The 13036-nt window shown below is 58.0% G+C and carries 13 protein-coding genes; 11 read left to right on the forward strand and 2 right to left on the reverse strand.

Annotated features, from left to right (window positions below; genetic code table 11):
* Positions 1 to 17: 17 nt before the first annotated feature.
* Positions 18 to 788: a hypothetical protein gene (locus BLR20_RS13390; RefSeq protein ID WP_235810014.1), complete on the reverse strand. Its 771-nt coding sequence runs from the start codon at positions 786 to 788 to the stop codon at positions 18 to 20.
* 294 nt (positions 789 to 1082) lie between these two features.
* On the opposite strand from BLR20_RS13390, the gene flgB reads away from it, so the two are divergent.
* The 4 genes from flgB to flgE are packed head-to-tail and all read left to right on the forward strand — an operon-like array spanning position 1083 to position 4002.
* The gene (gene flgB, locus BLR20_RS13395; protein WP_003316778.1) at positions 1083 to 1490 is read left to right on the forward strand and encodes a flagellar basal body rod protein FlgB; all 408 of its coding nucleotides are present in this window, start codon (positions 1083 to 1085) and stop codon (positions 1488 to 1490) included.
* A 3-nt stretch (positions 1491 to 1493) separates the two neighbouring features.
* Positions 1494 to 1934 (forward strand): flagellar basal body rod protein FlgC, encoded by a 441-nt coding sequence (flgC, locus tag BLR20_RS13400; RefSeq protein WP_002554316.1) that lies wholly within the window; start codon positions 1494 to 1496, stop codon positions 1932 to 1934.
* 15 nt (positions 1935 to 1949) lie between these two features.
* Positions 1950 to 2639 (forward strand): flagellar hook assembly protein FlgD, encoded by a 690-nt coding sequence (flgD, locus tag BLR20_RS13405; protein WP_010428043.1) that lies wholly within the window; start codon positions 1950 to 1952, stop codon positions 2637 to 2639.
* Positions 2640 to 2664: 25 nt separating this feature from the next.
* On the forward strand, positions 2665 to 4002 hold the full coding sequence (flgE, locus tag BLR20_RS13410; protein ID WP_010428042.1) for a flagellar hook protein FlgE: 1338 nt from the start codon (positions 2665 to 2667) through the stop codon (positions 4000 to 4002).
* A 59-nt stretch (positions 4003 to 4061) separates the two neighbouring features.
* On the opposite strand, the gene BLR20_RS13415 is transcribed toward flgE, so the two are convergent.
* Positions 4062 to 4253 (reverse strand): hypothetical protein, encoded by a 192-nt coding sequence (locus BLR20_RS13415; RefSeq protein ID WP_054994000.1) that lies wholly within the window; start codon positions 4251 to 4253, stop codon positions 4062 to 4064.
* Between the two features lie 283 nt (positions 4254 to 4536).
* Between BLR20_RS13415 and BLR20_RS13420 the strand changes: the two genes are divergently transcribed.
* The 7 genes from BLR20_RS13420 (at position 4537) to BLR20_RS13450 (ending at position 12974) form a co-directional block, all read left to right on the forward strand.
* Positions 4537 to 5277, forward strand: coding sequence for a flagellar basal body rod protein FlgF (locus tag BLR20_RS13420; RefSeq protein ID WP_003370079.1), 741 nt, complete (start codon positions 4537 to 4539; stop codon positions 5275 to 5277).
* Between the two features lie 46 nt (positions 5278 to 5323).
* A complete protein-coding gene (gene flgG, locus BLR20_RS13425; RefSeq protein ID WP_002554310.1) occupies positions 5324 to 6112 on the forward strand; it encodes a flagellar basal-body rod protein FlgG in 789 nt (262 codons plus the stop codon).
* Positions 6113 to 6196: 84 nt separating this feature from the next.
* The gene (gene flgH, locus BLR20_RS13430; protein ID WP_010428035.1) at positions 6197 to 6910 is read left to right on the forward strand and encodes a flagellar basal body L-ring protein FlgH; all 714 of its coding nucleotides are present in this window, start codon (positions 6197 to 6199) and stop codon (positions 6908 to 6910) included.
* 13 nt (positions 6911 to 6923) lie between these two features.
* Complete coding sequence (locus BLR20_RS13435; RefSeq protein ID WP_003347335.1) at positions 6924 to 8033, forward strand: flagellar basal body P-ring protein FlgI; 1110 nt, start codon at positions 6924 to 6926, stop codon at positions 8031 to 8033.
* A 10-nt stretch (positions 8034 to 8043) separates the two neighbouring features.
* Positions 8044 to 9297, forward strand: coding sequence for a flagellar assembly peptidoglycan hydrolase FlgJ (gene flgJ, locus BLR20_RS13440; RefSeq protein ID WP_054994001.1), 1254 nt, complete (start codon positions 8044 to 8046; stop codon positions 9295 to 9297).
* 10 nt (positions 9298 to 9307) lie between these two features.
* The gene (flgK, locus tag BLR20_RS13445) at positions 9308 to 11368 is read left to right on the forward strand and encodes a flagellar hook-associated protein FlgK (protein WP_054994002.1); all 2061 of its coding nucleotides are present in this window, start codon (positions 9308 to 9310) and stop codon (positions 11366 to 11368) included.
* A 13-nt stretch (positions 11369 to 11381) separates the two neighbouring features.
* Entirely contained in the window at positions 11382 to 12974 is a 1593-nt protein-coding gene (locus tag BLR20_RS13450; protein WP_032611919.1) for a flagellar hook-associated protein 3, read from the forward strand.
* Positions 12975 to 13036: the final 62 nt, after the last annotated feature.

The following is a 13036-nucleotide window of genomic DNA, read 5'->3' on the forward strand; positions in this document are numbered from 1 at the left end:
CCTTTAATAGTAGACGTTCAAGATTCAGTGTCGGCAGCGCCTTCGCCTGAAAATATCGCGCTGTCAGGATCGAGGATTTTGTTCAGAAGGCTTTTATCATAAGCATTACCTTCAGTGGCGTGCGTTTTGTAGTTGAAGTCTTGATCAATCCAGTCCTGAAGTTTGGTTCCATAGCTGGAAGGGTATTGCGACTGCTCGATGGCTGGCAGCCCTTTATAGTGATCGAGAACCGATGTGTAAAAGTCAGTCAGCTTGCCGGTCTTACTGTATTCAGCGCTTCCTTCGGCTACAACTTGCTGGCGCCATACCCTCTCTTGGCGATAGGACTCCAGCCAGGCTGACTTTTTTTCGTTGACTGTAAAGTCGCCGCTTTCGTCATAGGCGATGAGTGAAAGCTGGTCTCGGGACATGCCGGAAAACGGGTTCTTTCCACTGCCAGTAACGAATTCAGTCGCGTTTTTTGCGCGTTCCAGGCGATCAGAATCTTTGCTTTGGGGGACTTCGGCATCGTGACTGGCTTTATTGGCGTCGTAACTGCTTCCTACCAGTTGCTCTGTCAACTGGCTGTTTTTTTCACTCAAGGCGTTACGGTCAAGGCTCGCATCTCTTGACGCCGCACGCGTCGCGCTTTCGCTGAGTTGCACAGAAAGAGAAGAAAGTTTGCCTGAATCCAGTTTTTCGTTTGAGGTGGCAGAGGGATCGCGGGTGAGTGGTGAGGTGGTGGGGGAGACCACGGCTTTTGCAGTGTTAATGCTCGGGTTACTGTTCTTGCCTATTGAGTCGACCAAGATGAAGCTCCTTTCTAATCCCTATTCCTTGTGCGCCTGAGTGTATCGGTCATTACCACGATCCTGTAGCGCAAATACAAGACGATTCACCCAAGCTACACCCCCCATACTGGCAAAAAAACGGCACTCCCCTTGCCGCTTTGCCCCTCCACAGCGGAAATGCCTTGCCGCTTTTCTGGCATTGCCGCCTCGCCGCCGCCTGCAGACCCTGCAAACATTGGCTTTTACAACATGGCACGCCGATTGCTTTGTCAGTAACAACAGAATCAGGTCAACCGGCAAAGGTTTCCCGAAATGAGCATCAGCTTCGATAAAGCGCTAGGCATACATGAAAAGGCCCTCAACTTCCGGGCTCAGCGGGCAGAGGTGTTGGCCAACAACATTTCCAACGCCGACACCCCGAACTTCAAGGCTCGCGATCTGGAGTTTTCTTCGGTGCTGGCTGCCGAAACCGACAAGGCCCAGAACGGTCACTTCGCGCTGAACAAGACCAACAGCCGCCATATCGAAGCCGAGGGCATGGGCAATGACGACGGAACGCTGATGTATCGCACTCCGTCGCAGCCTTCGCTGGACCAGAACACCGTTGATTCCCAGGTCGAGCAGGCCAGCTACACCGAGAACGCCATGGGCTTCCAGGCCAGCTTCACACTGCTCAATAGCAAGTTCAAGGGGCTGGTTGCAGCCCTTCGCGGAGAATAATTCATGTCACTAGCCAATGTGTTCAACATTGCCGGTAGCGCCATGAGTGCCCAGACCACGCGTCTGAACACCACGGCCAGCAACATCGCCAACGCCGAGACCGTGTCTTCGAGCATGGACCAGACCTATCGTGCCCGTCACCCGGTGTTCGCCACCGTGATGCAGGGTCAGCAGTCGACCGGTGGTTCTTTGTTTCAGGATCAGGGCGAAGCCGGGCAGGGCGTTCAGGTCAACGGCATCATCGAAGACAGCTCGAACCTCGAAGCACGTTACGAGCCCAATCATCCTTCCGCTGACAAGGACGGGTATGTCTATTACCCCAACGTCAATGTCGTGGAAGAAATGGCCGACATGATTTCTGCCAGCCGGTCTTTCCAGACCAACGCGGAAATCATGAACACCGCTAAATCCATGATGCAGAAGGTTCTGACCCTCGGTCAGTGATAGAAGGCGAAAGTTATGGCCGTTGATAACACCTCAGCAACCAGCGTCTCATCGACGTTTCTGAATTCGCTGCAGAACCCGACGCCTACGGCGACGAATTCTACCGGCACGCTGGGCAAGGATTCGTTTCTGCAACTGCTCGTGACGCAGATGAAGAATCAGAATCCTCTGGACCCACAGGACAACACCCAGTTCGTGGCGCAACTGGCGCAGTTCAGCAGCCTCGAAAGCATGCAGAACCTGACGTCGACCGTTGACACGATTGCAACCAGTTACAAGTCGTCCCAGGCCTTGCAGGCTTCATCGCTGGTGGGTCGTTCAGTGATCATTGATTCGGGCAGCACCTCGGTCGACACGACCAAGGGTCTGACCGGTTCGATCGTGGTTCCGGCTGCAACCTCGGCGACAACGGTCAAGGTATACGACGCACAATCGAACCTGGTTGACAGTGTCGATCTGGGAGCCCAGGCCGCCGGCACGACCAACTTCGCCTGGGACGGTACCGATTCAAGCGGCACTGCGCTGCCCTCGGGTACTTACAGCTTCAAGGCGGAAGGCGCGGTTGACGGCAAGAACACCCAGTTTGCGACTTACCTGCCCGCCACGGTCAACAGCGTCACGCTGGGTGTCAATGGCGCGGAAACAATGCTTAACCTGGCCAGCGGCAGTGTTGCCCTGTCCAAAGTTCAAACCATCGGATTGTAGAGCCGCTACGGCGCAGGAGTGAAACATGTCTTTCAATATCGGCCTTAGTGGGCTCTATGCTGCAAACAAAAGTCTCGACGTTACCGGCAACAACATTGCCAACGTGGCGACCACTGGATTCAAAAGTTCGCGCATCGAATTCGCTGACCAGTACGCACAATCGATTCGCGGCACGTCGGGCGGCACAAGTGTCGGCAGCGGTGTTACCACGGCCGCTGTTTCTCAGCAGTTTTCCCAAGGCAGCCTGACCACCGGCACAGGCAATTCACTTGACCTGGCCATCAATGGCAATGGTTTCTTCATGCTCAGCAACAAGGGTGATTCGTTGTATACCCGTGCAGGCGCCTTCCATACTGACAAGGACGGCTACGTCGTCAACAGTTCGGGCATGAACCTTCAGGGTTATAACGTTGATGCAAACGGCACGGTCATGGTCGGCTCTTCCGGTGATCTGCGAGTGGACAGCTCCAACCAGCTGGCAAGTCCGACCAGCATGATTACCAACACTGCCAACCTCAACTCGACATCGGCCATTCCGACGGTCACTCCGTTTGATGCCACCAATTCCAAAACCTACAACGATACTTACAGCACCACCGTCTTTGACTCACAAGGCAACGAGCACAGGATGGAAAGCTATTTTGCCAAGAATGGTACGAATAGCTGGACCATGTACTCGCTGATTGACGGGCGTAATATCAGTAATCCGGCCAGCACGGTGCCTGATGCAAACAATCTGACGTTCGACTCTTCTGGGTCGCTGATCATCAATACCGGCACCACGCCGACTTCACCTTCGCCAAGCGCTAACGTGGCGGTCAACGCCGACGGCACTTTCAAGGTGACCAACTGGGTACCGGCTATTCAGACCGGTACGGGTAATTCGGCCACCTGGGGTCCCAACGGCGCTGCGGGTGTTGCTTCGGGTATCCAGCTGGACATGACGGCTTCGACGCAGACCGCTTCGGCAACAGGCCGTTCGGCGCAGGCGCAGAATGGCTACGCGGCAGGTCAGATCAAGGACATGAGCGTAGATGCCTCCGGTAAACTGTTCGCGTCTTACACCAATGGTCAGTCCAAGGTCATCGGCCAGGTTTCCCTGACGTCCTTTGCCAACGTGCAAGGCCTTGCGCCTGCTGGCGGGACCAACTGGCGCGAAACCTTCTCTTCGGGCATCCCGGGCACTGGCGCTCCGCAGTCGGGGACTCTGGGTTATGTCACCGGTCAGGCGCTGGAAGAATCCAACGTCGATCTGACGCTTGAGCTGGTCAACCTGATCAAGGCGCAAAGCAACTATCAGGCTAACGCCAAGACCATCTCTACGCAGAGCACCATCATGCAGACCACTATTCAGATGACGTAATAAGCGTCGCTGGTCAAATGGTAAAAAAGCCCCTGAAACAGGGGCTTTTTTGTGAGTGATCAAATCGAGCAGTCGGCCTTGATGAATTGACCTTTCAAGCGTTTCCAGCCCGGGCCGGGACTGGTCTGGGCACAAACGATCCGACTGTCGCCCTGCCATTTGTAGTAATGCGCGGGAGCGGCCTGGGCGAGCAGGGCGAGGCTGGTCAGGCTGGCTGCCGCGATGCCGACAATGCACACGCGAAAAGACATGGCGGTTCCCGATGAGAGCTGTGATGTCGGTCAGATTATCACTGTCGATCAGGCTGTCTGCGCGCACCTGCGAAGTTTTTTTGGCGTTGCGCGAGGTTTGGCGTGAGGTGGGCGGCAGTCCGCCGCCGCTATTGGCTGGCACTTTGCCGAGAGGCAGGCGGCCGATGCCTGTTTTTGCTGGCTAATCAAGCATTTGTATCGAGCCTGACAAGTTGGTTCAAAAATTGCTTTAACCCTTTCAGAACAGCTACAGGCGGCAAGCGTCTGTCGGAGGAGGAAGACTGTGGACAAGTTGCTTTACGTCGCAATGAGCGGTGCATCCGAAAACGCGATCGCGCAAAAGGCTCATGCCAACAACCTGGCAAACGTCTCGACCAACGGTTTCATGCGTGACCTTGAACAGGCCCGCTCGATGCCGGTGTTTGGCGAGGTCATGCCATCGCGCGCCTACGCCATGAGCGAGCGTCCTGGGACCGACTTTTCCGCCGGCGCCATGGTGCAGACCGGTCGTGAACTGGACATCGCCGTCAAGGGTGATGGCTGGATCGCAGTGCAGACGCCCGACGGCGGTGAAGCCTATACCCGCAGTTCCGGCATGAACATCGATGCTCTCGGCGTATTGCGCGACGGCAGCGGTTTGCCGGTTATGGGCAACGGCGGTCCGATTGCCGTGCCGCCTCAGCAGCAGATCGAGATCGGCGCCGACGGCACGATCAGCATTCGTTCGCTGGGCGAGAGTCCGCAGGTGATGGCACAGGTCGACCGTATCAAGCTGGTCAAGCCTGACCTGAAGACCATGGAGAAGGGCCCTGACGGCCTGATCCACACCAAGACCGGCAGGCCTGCCGACGCAGATGCCACCGTTCAGGTCGAGTCCGGCTTTCTGCAGGCGAGCAACGTCAATGCGGTCGAGGAAATGACTTCGGTACTGGCCTTGTCCCGTCAATTCGAATTGCACGTCAAGATGATGAAGACCGCCGAAGAAGACGATCAGTCTATGGCTCGCGTCTTGCAACTTGGCTAATCAATGACAGCTTGCGCCGACAAACCGGCGCTCGAGGAGAACACACATGCTTCCTGCACTATACGTCGCCAAAACCGGTCTTGCCGCTCAGGACACCAACCTGACCACCATCTCCAACAACCTGGCGAACGTCTCGACCACCGGTTTCAAAAGTGACCGTGCCGAGTTCCAGGACCTGCTGTACCAGATCAAACGCCAGCCGGGTGCCCAGTCCACTCAGGATAGCGAACTGCCTTCCGGCCTGCAGCTGGGTACCGGTGTGCGCATTGTCGGTACGCAGAAGAACTTCACTGCCGGTAGCCTGCAGACCACTAACAACCCGCTGGACCTGGCGGTCAACGGTCGCGGTTTCTTTCAGGTGACCCAGCCGGACGGCACCGTTGCCTACAGCCGTGACGGTACGTTCCACCTCGACGCCAACGGCCAGATCGTGACCGCCAACGGTTACGCCCTCGAGCCTGCGATTGTCGTTCCGCAGAATGCCCAGACCTTCACGGTCGGTCAGGACGGTACTGTGTCCGTCACACTGGCAGGTGCCACTGCGACACCGCAGATCATCGGCAACATCCAGACCGCCGACTTCATCAACCCGGCCGGCCTGCAGGCCATCGGCGGCAACCTGTACCTGGAAACTGGTTCGAGCGGCGCGCCGCAGATCGGCACCCCTGGCCTCAACGGCCTGGGCCCGACCCTGCAGAACACCCTGGAAAACTCCAACGTCAGCACCGTTGAGGAACTGGTCAACATGATCACCACTCAGCGCGCCTACGAGATGAACTCCAAAGTGATCTCGACCGCTGACCAGATGCTGCAAAACCTGACTCAGAACCTGTAAGTCCTTGATGTCGCTGCTCGTAGAACCGCTCAATCCGATGGGGCGCCTGATAAGCGCCTGTTACACCGCGAGGTTTCAAGTGTCATGAACCGCCTTAGTGTTCCGCGTTTTTCAGTGTTGATCGCTTCATTGTGCGGGATCACCCTGCTGTCCGGCTGTGTTGCGCCGACGGCCAAGCCCAATGACCCTTATTACGCTCCGGTGTTGCCGCGTACGCCCATGTCGGCGGCTGCCAACAATGGCGCCATCTATCAGGCCGGTTTCGAGCAGAACCTGTACGGCGACCGCAAGGCCTTCCGTATTGGCGACATCATCACCATCACGCTTTCCGAGCGTATGGCGGCGAGCAAGGCAGCCACTTCGGCAATGTCCAAGGACAGCACCAACAGCATTGGTCTGACCTCGCTGTTCGGCTCGGGTTTGACCACCAACAACCCGATTGGTGGCAACGACCTGAGCCTCAACGCCGGTTACAACGGCGCGCGGTCCACCAAGGGTGATGGCAAGGCCGCACAGAGCAACAGCCTGACCGGTTCGGTCACTGTGACGGTTGCGGATGTGCTGCCCAACGGCATTCTGGCGGTGCGTGGCGAGAAGTGGATGACCCTCAATACCGGTGATGAACTGGTGCGGATTGCCGGCCTGGTCAGGGCTGACGACATCGCGACCGACAACACCGTGTCGTCCACCCGTATCGCCGATGCACGTATTACCTATTCGGGGACCGGAGCCTTTGCCGATACCAGCCAGCCAGGCTGGTTCGACCGGTTCTTCCTCAGCCCGTTGTTCCCTTTCTGATAGCGGGATAGACATGATCAAGCTCAAACAACTGATAGCGGCGACCTTGTTGTTGTCCACAGCGTTCGGCGTTCACGCCGAGCGTCTGAAGGACATCGCGAGCATCTCCGGCGTACGGGCCAACCAGCTGATCGGCTACGGTCTGGTCGTGGGTCTCAATGGTACAGGTGACCAGACCACCCAGACCCCGTTCACCCTGCAGACCTTCAACAACATGTTGTCGCAGTTCGGCATCAAGGTTCCCGCCGGCTCCGGCACCGTGCAGTTGAAAAACGTTGCGGCGGTCGCTGTGTACGCGGATCTGCCTGCCTTCGCCAAGCCGGGCCAGACCGTCGATATCACCGTTTCCTCGATCGGTAACTCCAAGAGCCTGCGCGGTGGTGCGCTGTTGATGACACCGATGAAAGGTGTCGACGGCAACGTTTACGCCATCGCTCAGGGCAACCTGGTGGTCGGTGGTTTCGATGCGGAAGGCCGTGACGGTTCGAAGATTACTGTCAACGTTCCGTCGTCGGGACGCATTCCTGGCGGAGCTTCGGTCGAGCGCTCGGTGCCGAGCGGCTTCAATCAGGGCAATACCCTGACCCTGAACCTGAATCGCTCCGACTTCACTACGGCCAAGCGGGTTGTCGACAAGATCAACGAATTGCTGGGCCCGGGCGTCGCTCAGGCACTGGATGGTGGTTCGGTGCGCGTGACCGCGCCGCTTGATCCGGGCCAGCGTGTGGATTACCTGTCGATTCTGGAAAACCTGGAAGTCGATCCGGGCCAGACCGCTGCCAAGGTCATCATCAACTCGCGGACCGGCACCATCGTCATCGGTCAGAACGTCAAGGTTTCGCCTGCTGCCGTGACTCACGGCAGCCTGACTGTGACCATCACCGAAGACCCGATCGTCAGCCAGCCGGGCGCATTGTCCGGCGGTCAGACTGCAGTAGTGCCGCGCTCGCGGGTCAATGCCCAGCAGGAGCTGCACCCGATGTTCAAGTTCGGTCCAGGCACCACGCTGGATGAGATCGTTCGCGCGGTCAATCAGGTGGGCGCTGCGCCCGGTGACCTGATGGCCATTCTCGAAGCCCTTAAGCAGGCCGGCGCGTTGCAAGCCGACCTGATCGTGATCTGAGGATTCGAGCATGGATATGCCCAAGAGCGGAATTTCGTCGGCGGTCGACTCGGGTGCCTATACCGACGTCAACCGTCTGGCGTCGCTGAAGCATGGCGACAAGGACAGTGTGGAAAACCAGAAGAAAGTGGCCCGCGAGTTCGAATCGCTGTTCGTCAGCCAGATGCTCAAGGCCATGCGTTCGGCCAACGAAGTGCTGGCCAAGGACAACCCGATGAACACGGCGGCGACGCGGCAGTATCAGGATATGTATGACCAGCAACTGGCGGTCACGCTGTCCACCCGTGGCAACGGTATCGGTTTGCAGGATGTACTGATGCGCCAATTGTCCAAAGACAAGGGGATAAACCACGCCGCGCCGACCACTACGACTGACGCCGCCAAAGCTGCAACGGCCGCTACTGATGCTGCGCCGGCCAAGACCGGTCTGGCGACCAGCGTCTATCAGCGTCCTTTGTGGGCCACGCGCTCGGCGGCTGCCGATCAGGCAGCGGCTGCCGCATCGGCGTCCGGAGAAGGCCGCAATGATATGGCGATGCTCAACTCGCGCCGTCTGTCGCTGCCCGCCAAACTGACCGACCGTCTGTTGGCCGGCATCGTGCCTTCCGCTACAACGGCCGTCGGCAATAGCCCGGTACCCGCTCGCGCGACAGCCGGTGCTACTGGCAACAACGGCGACTGGACACTTGATCCGAACCTGGCTCCGGCGCCGGAGTACGTGCGCTCCATGGCCCAGCCGCCGCTGGCACCGGCCAAGCGTGCGTTCAGCAACGCCGATCAGTTCGTCGAAACCATGCTGCCACTGGCCAAGGAAGCCGCAGCACGTATCGGCGTCGATCCGGTCATGCTGGTGGCGCAGGCGGCACTGGAAACCGGTTGGGGCAAATCGATCATGCGTCAGCAGGACGGCAGCAGCAGTCACAACCTCTTCGGTATCAAGGCGGCGGGCAGCTGGAAGGGTGCCGAAGCGCGCGCGATCACCAGCGAGTTCCGTGACGGCAAGATGGTCAAGGAAACGGCGGACTTCCGTTCCTACGATTCCTATGCCGACAGCTTCCACGATCTGGTCAGCTTGTTGCAGAACAACAGCCGGTATAAAGAAGTGGTCAATTCGGCCGATAAACCGGAACAGTTTGTAAAAGAATTGCAGAAAGCCGGCTACGCCACTGACCCGGACTATGCCAGCAAGATTTCGCAGATTGCGAAGCAGATGAAGAGTTACCAGACTTACGCCGCTGCAGCGGGCTCTTCCACGACTTTATAAGGTTTGACTCATGTCGCTGATTTCAATTGGGCTCTCAGGTATCAATGCCAGCAGTGCCGCGATCAACACCATCGGTAACAACACGGCCAACGTGGATACTGCTGGTTATTCGCGTCAGCAGGTGCTGACCACGGCGTCGGCGCAGATTGCCTTGGGTCAGGGCACCGGCTACATCGGCACGGGTACAACGCTGTCGGATGTGCGTCGCATCTATAACAGCTACCTGGACACCCAATTGCAAACCACGACCGCCCTCAGTGCGGACGCTGTCGCCTATTCCGGTCAGGCCAGCAAGACCGATACGCTGCTGTCGGACAGTGCGACGGGTATTGCCACGCAACTGTCTGACTTTTTCACCAAGATGCAGGGCATTGCCACCAATGCGACGCAGTCGTCAGATCGCTCCTCGTTCCTTACTCAGGCGAACGCATTGAGTGCGCGGTTCAACTCGATCGCTTCACAGCTGTCTTCACAGAACGACAACGTCAATGCCCAGCTTGCTAACTTCACCACCCAGGTCAACGAACTGACCAACACGGTGGCGAGCCTGAACAAACAAATCACTCAGGCATCGGCAGGCAACGGCACGCCCAACACACTGCTCGATTCGCGTAGCGAAGCGGTGCGTCAGCTCAATGAGCTGGTGGGTGTGAAAGTGTCTGAAAACAACGGCAACTACGACGTTTACACCGGCACCGGGCAAGCGTTGGTCAGCGGTTCGACGGCGTACAAGATGTCGACCGCCCCCAGCGCGGCCGACCCGCTGCAGTACAACGTACAGATAGCCTACGGTCAGACCCAGACTGACGTAAGCTCGGTCGTTACGGGCGGCTCGATCGGCGGTCTGCTGCGTTATCGCAGCGAAGTGCTGGTGCCTGCGGCCAACGAGCTGGGCCGCACGGCAATGGTGCTGTCTGATCAGGTCAACAGCCAGATGAGCCAGGGTATCGACAGCAAGGGCAATTTCGGCTCGAACCTTTATTCCAGTATCAACAGCGCTGACGCCATCACCCAGCGCAGCATCGGCAAGACCACCAACAGCGCCGGTTCAGGCAACCTGGACGTGACCATCGGTGACACCAGCAAGCTGACCGCTGATGATTACGAAGTTACCTTCAATGACGCTTCCAACTTCACCGTGCGGCGTCTGCCGAACGGCGAGAGCGTGGGTACCGGTTCGCTCGCGGACAACCCGCCAAAGCAGTTCGAGGGTTTCAGCGTCAGTCTCAACGGCAATACGCTGGCGGCCGGTGACATTTTCAAGGTGACTCCGACACGCAACGGCGCTTCCGGAATATCGGTGGTCCTGACCGATGCCAAGGACATTGCAGCTGCTGCACCCTTGACGGCAACGGCGGGTACCAGCAACTCCGGGACTGGTGGTTTTACCCAGCCGGTGCTGAACACCAAGTCAGATATTTACAACAGCACCCAGACCGCCGACCTGCGTAACGCGGTCAAAAATTCCGCACCCATGAAGTTGGTGATGGGCGCGGTCAGCAGCACCGGCGTGCAGAGCTACACGCTGCTCAATGCCAGCGGTGGCGCAGTGCTCGACCAGAACGGCAATGCTGTCGGCGGTTCGATCATTCAGGGGCAGTCCAATAAGCTCAAACTGAGCATTGGCTACACCGATACCACCACGACGCCGAGCAGCAAAACTGCGTTTGAGCTGGAAATGACCATTTCCGGCTCTCCGGTTGCCAACGACACGTTCAGCATCGGAATGACCGGTGCCGGCTCGTCCGATAACCGCAACGCCCTGGCCGTGGTCGGTTTGCAGACGGCCAAGACCGTCGGCGCTACCAATGGTAGCGTGGGCACCAGCCTGTCCGGTTCTTATGCGGATCTGGTTTCCGTGGTCGGTACACTGGCGAGCCAGGGCAAGAACGATGTCACGGCCACTGCCGCCGTTGTCGGTCAGGCCAAGGCTTCACGTGATTCGGTCTCGGGCGTCTCGCTCGATGAAGAAGCGTCCAATCTGATCAAGTACCAGCAGTACTACACCGCCTCTTCGCAGATCATCAAGGCGGCACAAACCATTTTCAGCACGCTGATCAACAGCCTTTAAGGAATCGTGAGCCATGCGTATCTCGACTACCCAGTTCTACGAAGCCACGAACGCCAACTATCAGCGTAACTATTCAAACCTCAACAAGACCAGTGAAGAGGTTTCCAGCGGCATCAAGCTCAATACGGCGAGCGATGATCCTGTGGGTGCATCCCGGGTCCTGCAACTGACTCAGCAGAACTCCATGCTGACCCAGTACGAGGCGAACATCGGTACGATCAATACCAATGTGGTCAATACCGAGACGGCACTGACCAGCATCGTCGATACCATGCAGGCTGCTCGCGAAGAGATCGTATCAGCCAGTAACGGTGCATTGACTGATTCCGACCGCCTGGCCAAGGCCGCTGCGCTCAAGCAATATCAGAGTCAGATTCTGGGGCTGATGAACAGCCAGGACCCGAACGGTCAATACATATTTGCCGGCTCCAAGGCCTCTACGCCGCCTTACTCGCAGAATGCCGACGGCTCTTACAGCTACAAGGGCGATCAGACCAGCGTCAACCTCGCCGTGGGCAACGGCTTGGTCATGGCCAGCAATACCACCGGTTTTGAAGCGTTCGAGCAAGCGGTCAACGCCACGCGTACGTCTTCGACGCTGGTCTCTCCTGCGACCGATGATGGCAAGATCGGTTTGAGTGGCGGCCTGGTGACGTCTACCCCCACCTATAACTCGAATTATCAAGGCGGCGAACCCTACACGCTGACGTTCCTCAGCGGTACGCAGTTCAAGATCACCGATGCCACTGGCACCGATGTGAGCAGTGAGGCGTCTTCTGGCGGCAAGTTCAGCAACGGCTCGTTCGATGCTCAGACGTTCACGTTCAGAGGTGTCGAGTTGACCCTCAACGTCAACCTGACCGCCGCTGACAAAGCCACCAGCGCCACGGCCGATGCCGCGCTCGCCAATCGCACCTATCAGTTGGCTTCGACGCCAGACAGCGTTTCCACCTCGCGCAGCGCCGGCAATACCTCTACCGCTACGGTCAGTAGCTCGGTTGTAGGTAACTCGGCGGCCGACCGTACTGCGTTCAACAACACCTTTCCTACGGACGGTGCGATTCTCAAGTTCACCAGCCCGACCGATTACGATCTGTATGCTGCGCCCTTGACCAGCAGCAGCAAGCCGGTGTCCAGCGGGACGATGAGCGGTTCAACCGCCAATGCTTCAGGGGTCAACTTCAATATCAGCGGTACACCTGCCGCCGGTGATCAGTTCCTTGTGGAATCTGGCACTCACCAGACCGAGAACATCCTGAATACACTGACAGCGGCGATCAAAGCCTTGTCGACGCCAGCGGACGGGAATCTGGTGGCTTCGCAGAAACTGAGCGCATCAATGACTTCCGCGCTGGGCAACATGAGTAGCAGCATCGAGCAGGCGTCCACGGCGCGTTCGAATGGCGGTGCTCGTCAGCTGGCGGCAACTGCTCAAGGGACGACCAACGATCTGCTCAAAGGCAATAATACGGTCGAGCAGGGCACCTATGTGAACGCCGACATCGTAGAGGCGACCACTCGCCTGACGTTGCAGAAGACCATGCTGGACGCTTCCCAGCAGGTATTCACCATGCTGTCCAAGTTGAACCTGTTCAGTCAGCTTTGAACCCTGACGTTGAGCATCCACCGTCTTTTTTCAGCGGTGAGGAGGGCCTTTCGACTGACTGG

The organism is Pseudomonas congelans (assembly GCF_900103225.1).
GTDB lineage: Bacteria > Pseudomonadota > Gammaproteobacteria > Pseudomonadales > Pseudomonadaceae > Aquipseudomonas > Aquipseudomonas congelans.

Bases quoted from the DNA above. Each gene is read 5' to 3' on its own strand.
- flgB (WP_003316778.1), top strand. From the start codon at position 1,083: ATGAGCATCAGCTTCGATAAAGCGCTAGGCATACATGAAAAGGCCCTC.
- flgC (WP_002554316.1), top strand. From the start codon at position 1,494: ATGTCACTAGCCAATGTGTTCAACATTGCCGGTAGCGCCATGAGTGCC.
- flgD (WP_010428043.1), top strand. From the start codon at position 1,950: ATGGCCGTTGATAACACCTCAGCAACCAGCGTCTCATCGACGTTTCTG.
- flgE (WP_010428042.1), top strand. From the start codon at position 2,665: ATGTCTTTCAATATCGGCCTTAGTGGGCTCTATGCTGCAAACAAAAGT.
- BLR20_RS13415 (WP_054994000.1), bottom strand. From the start codon at position 4,253: ATGTCTTTTCGCGTGTGCATTGTCGGCATCGCGGCAGCCAGCCTGACC.
- flgG (WP_002554310.1), top strand. From the start codon at position 5,324: ATGCTTCCTGCACTATACGTCGCCAAAACCGGTCTTGCCGCTCAGGAC.
- flgH (WP_010428035.1), top strand. From the start codon at position 6,197: ATGAACCGCCTTAGTGTTCCGCGTTTTTCAGTGTTGATCGCTTCATTG.
- BLR20_RS13435 (WP_003347335.1), top strand. From the start codon at position 6,924: ATGATCAAGCTCAAACAACTGATAGCGGCGACCTTGTTGTTGTCCACA.
- flgJ (WP_054994001.1), top strand. From the start codon at position 8,044: ATGGATATGCCCAAGAGCGGAATTTCGTCGGCGGTCGACTCGGGTGCC.
- flgK (WP_054994002.1), top strand. From the start codon at position 9,308: ATGTCGCTGATTTCAATTGGGCTCTCAGGTATCAATGCCAGCAGTGCC.
- BLR20_RS13450 (WP_032611919.1), top strand. From the start codon at position 11,382: ATGCGTATCTCGACTACCCAGTTCTACGAAGCCACGAACGCCAACTAT.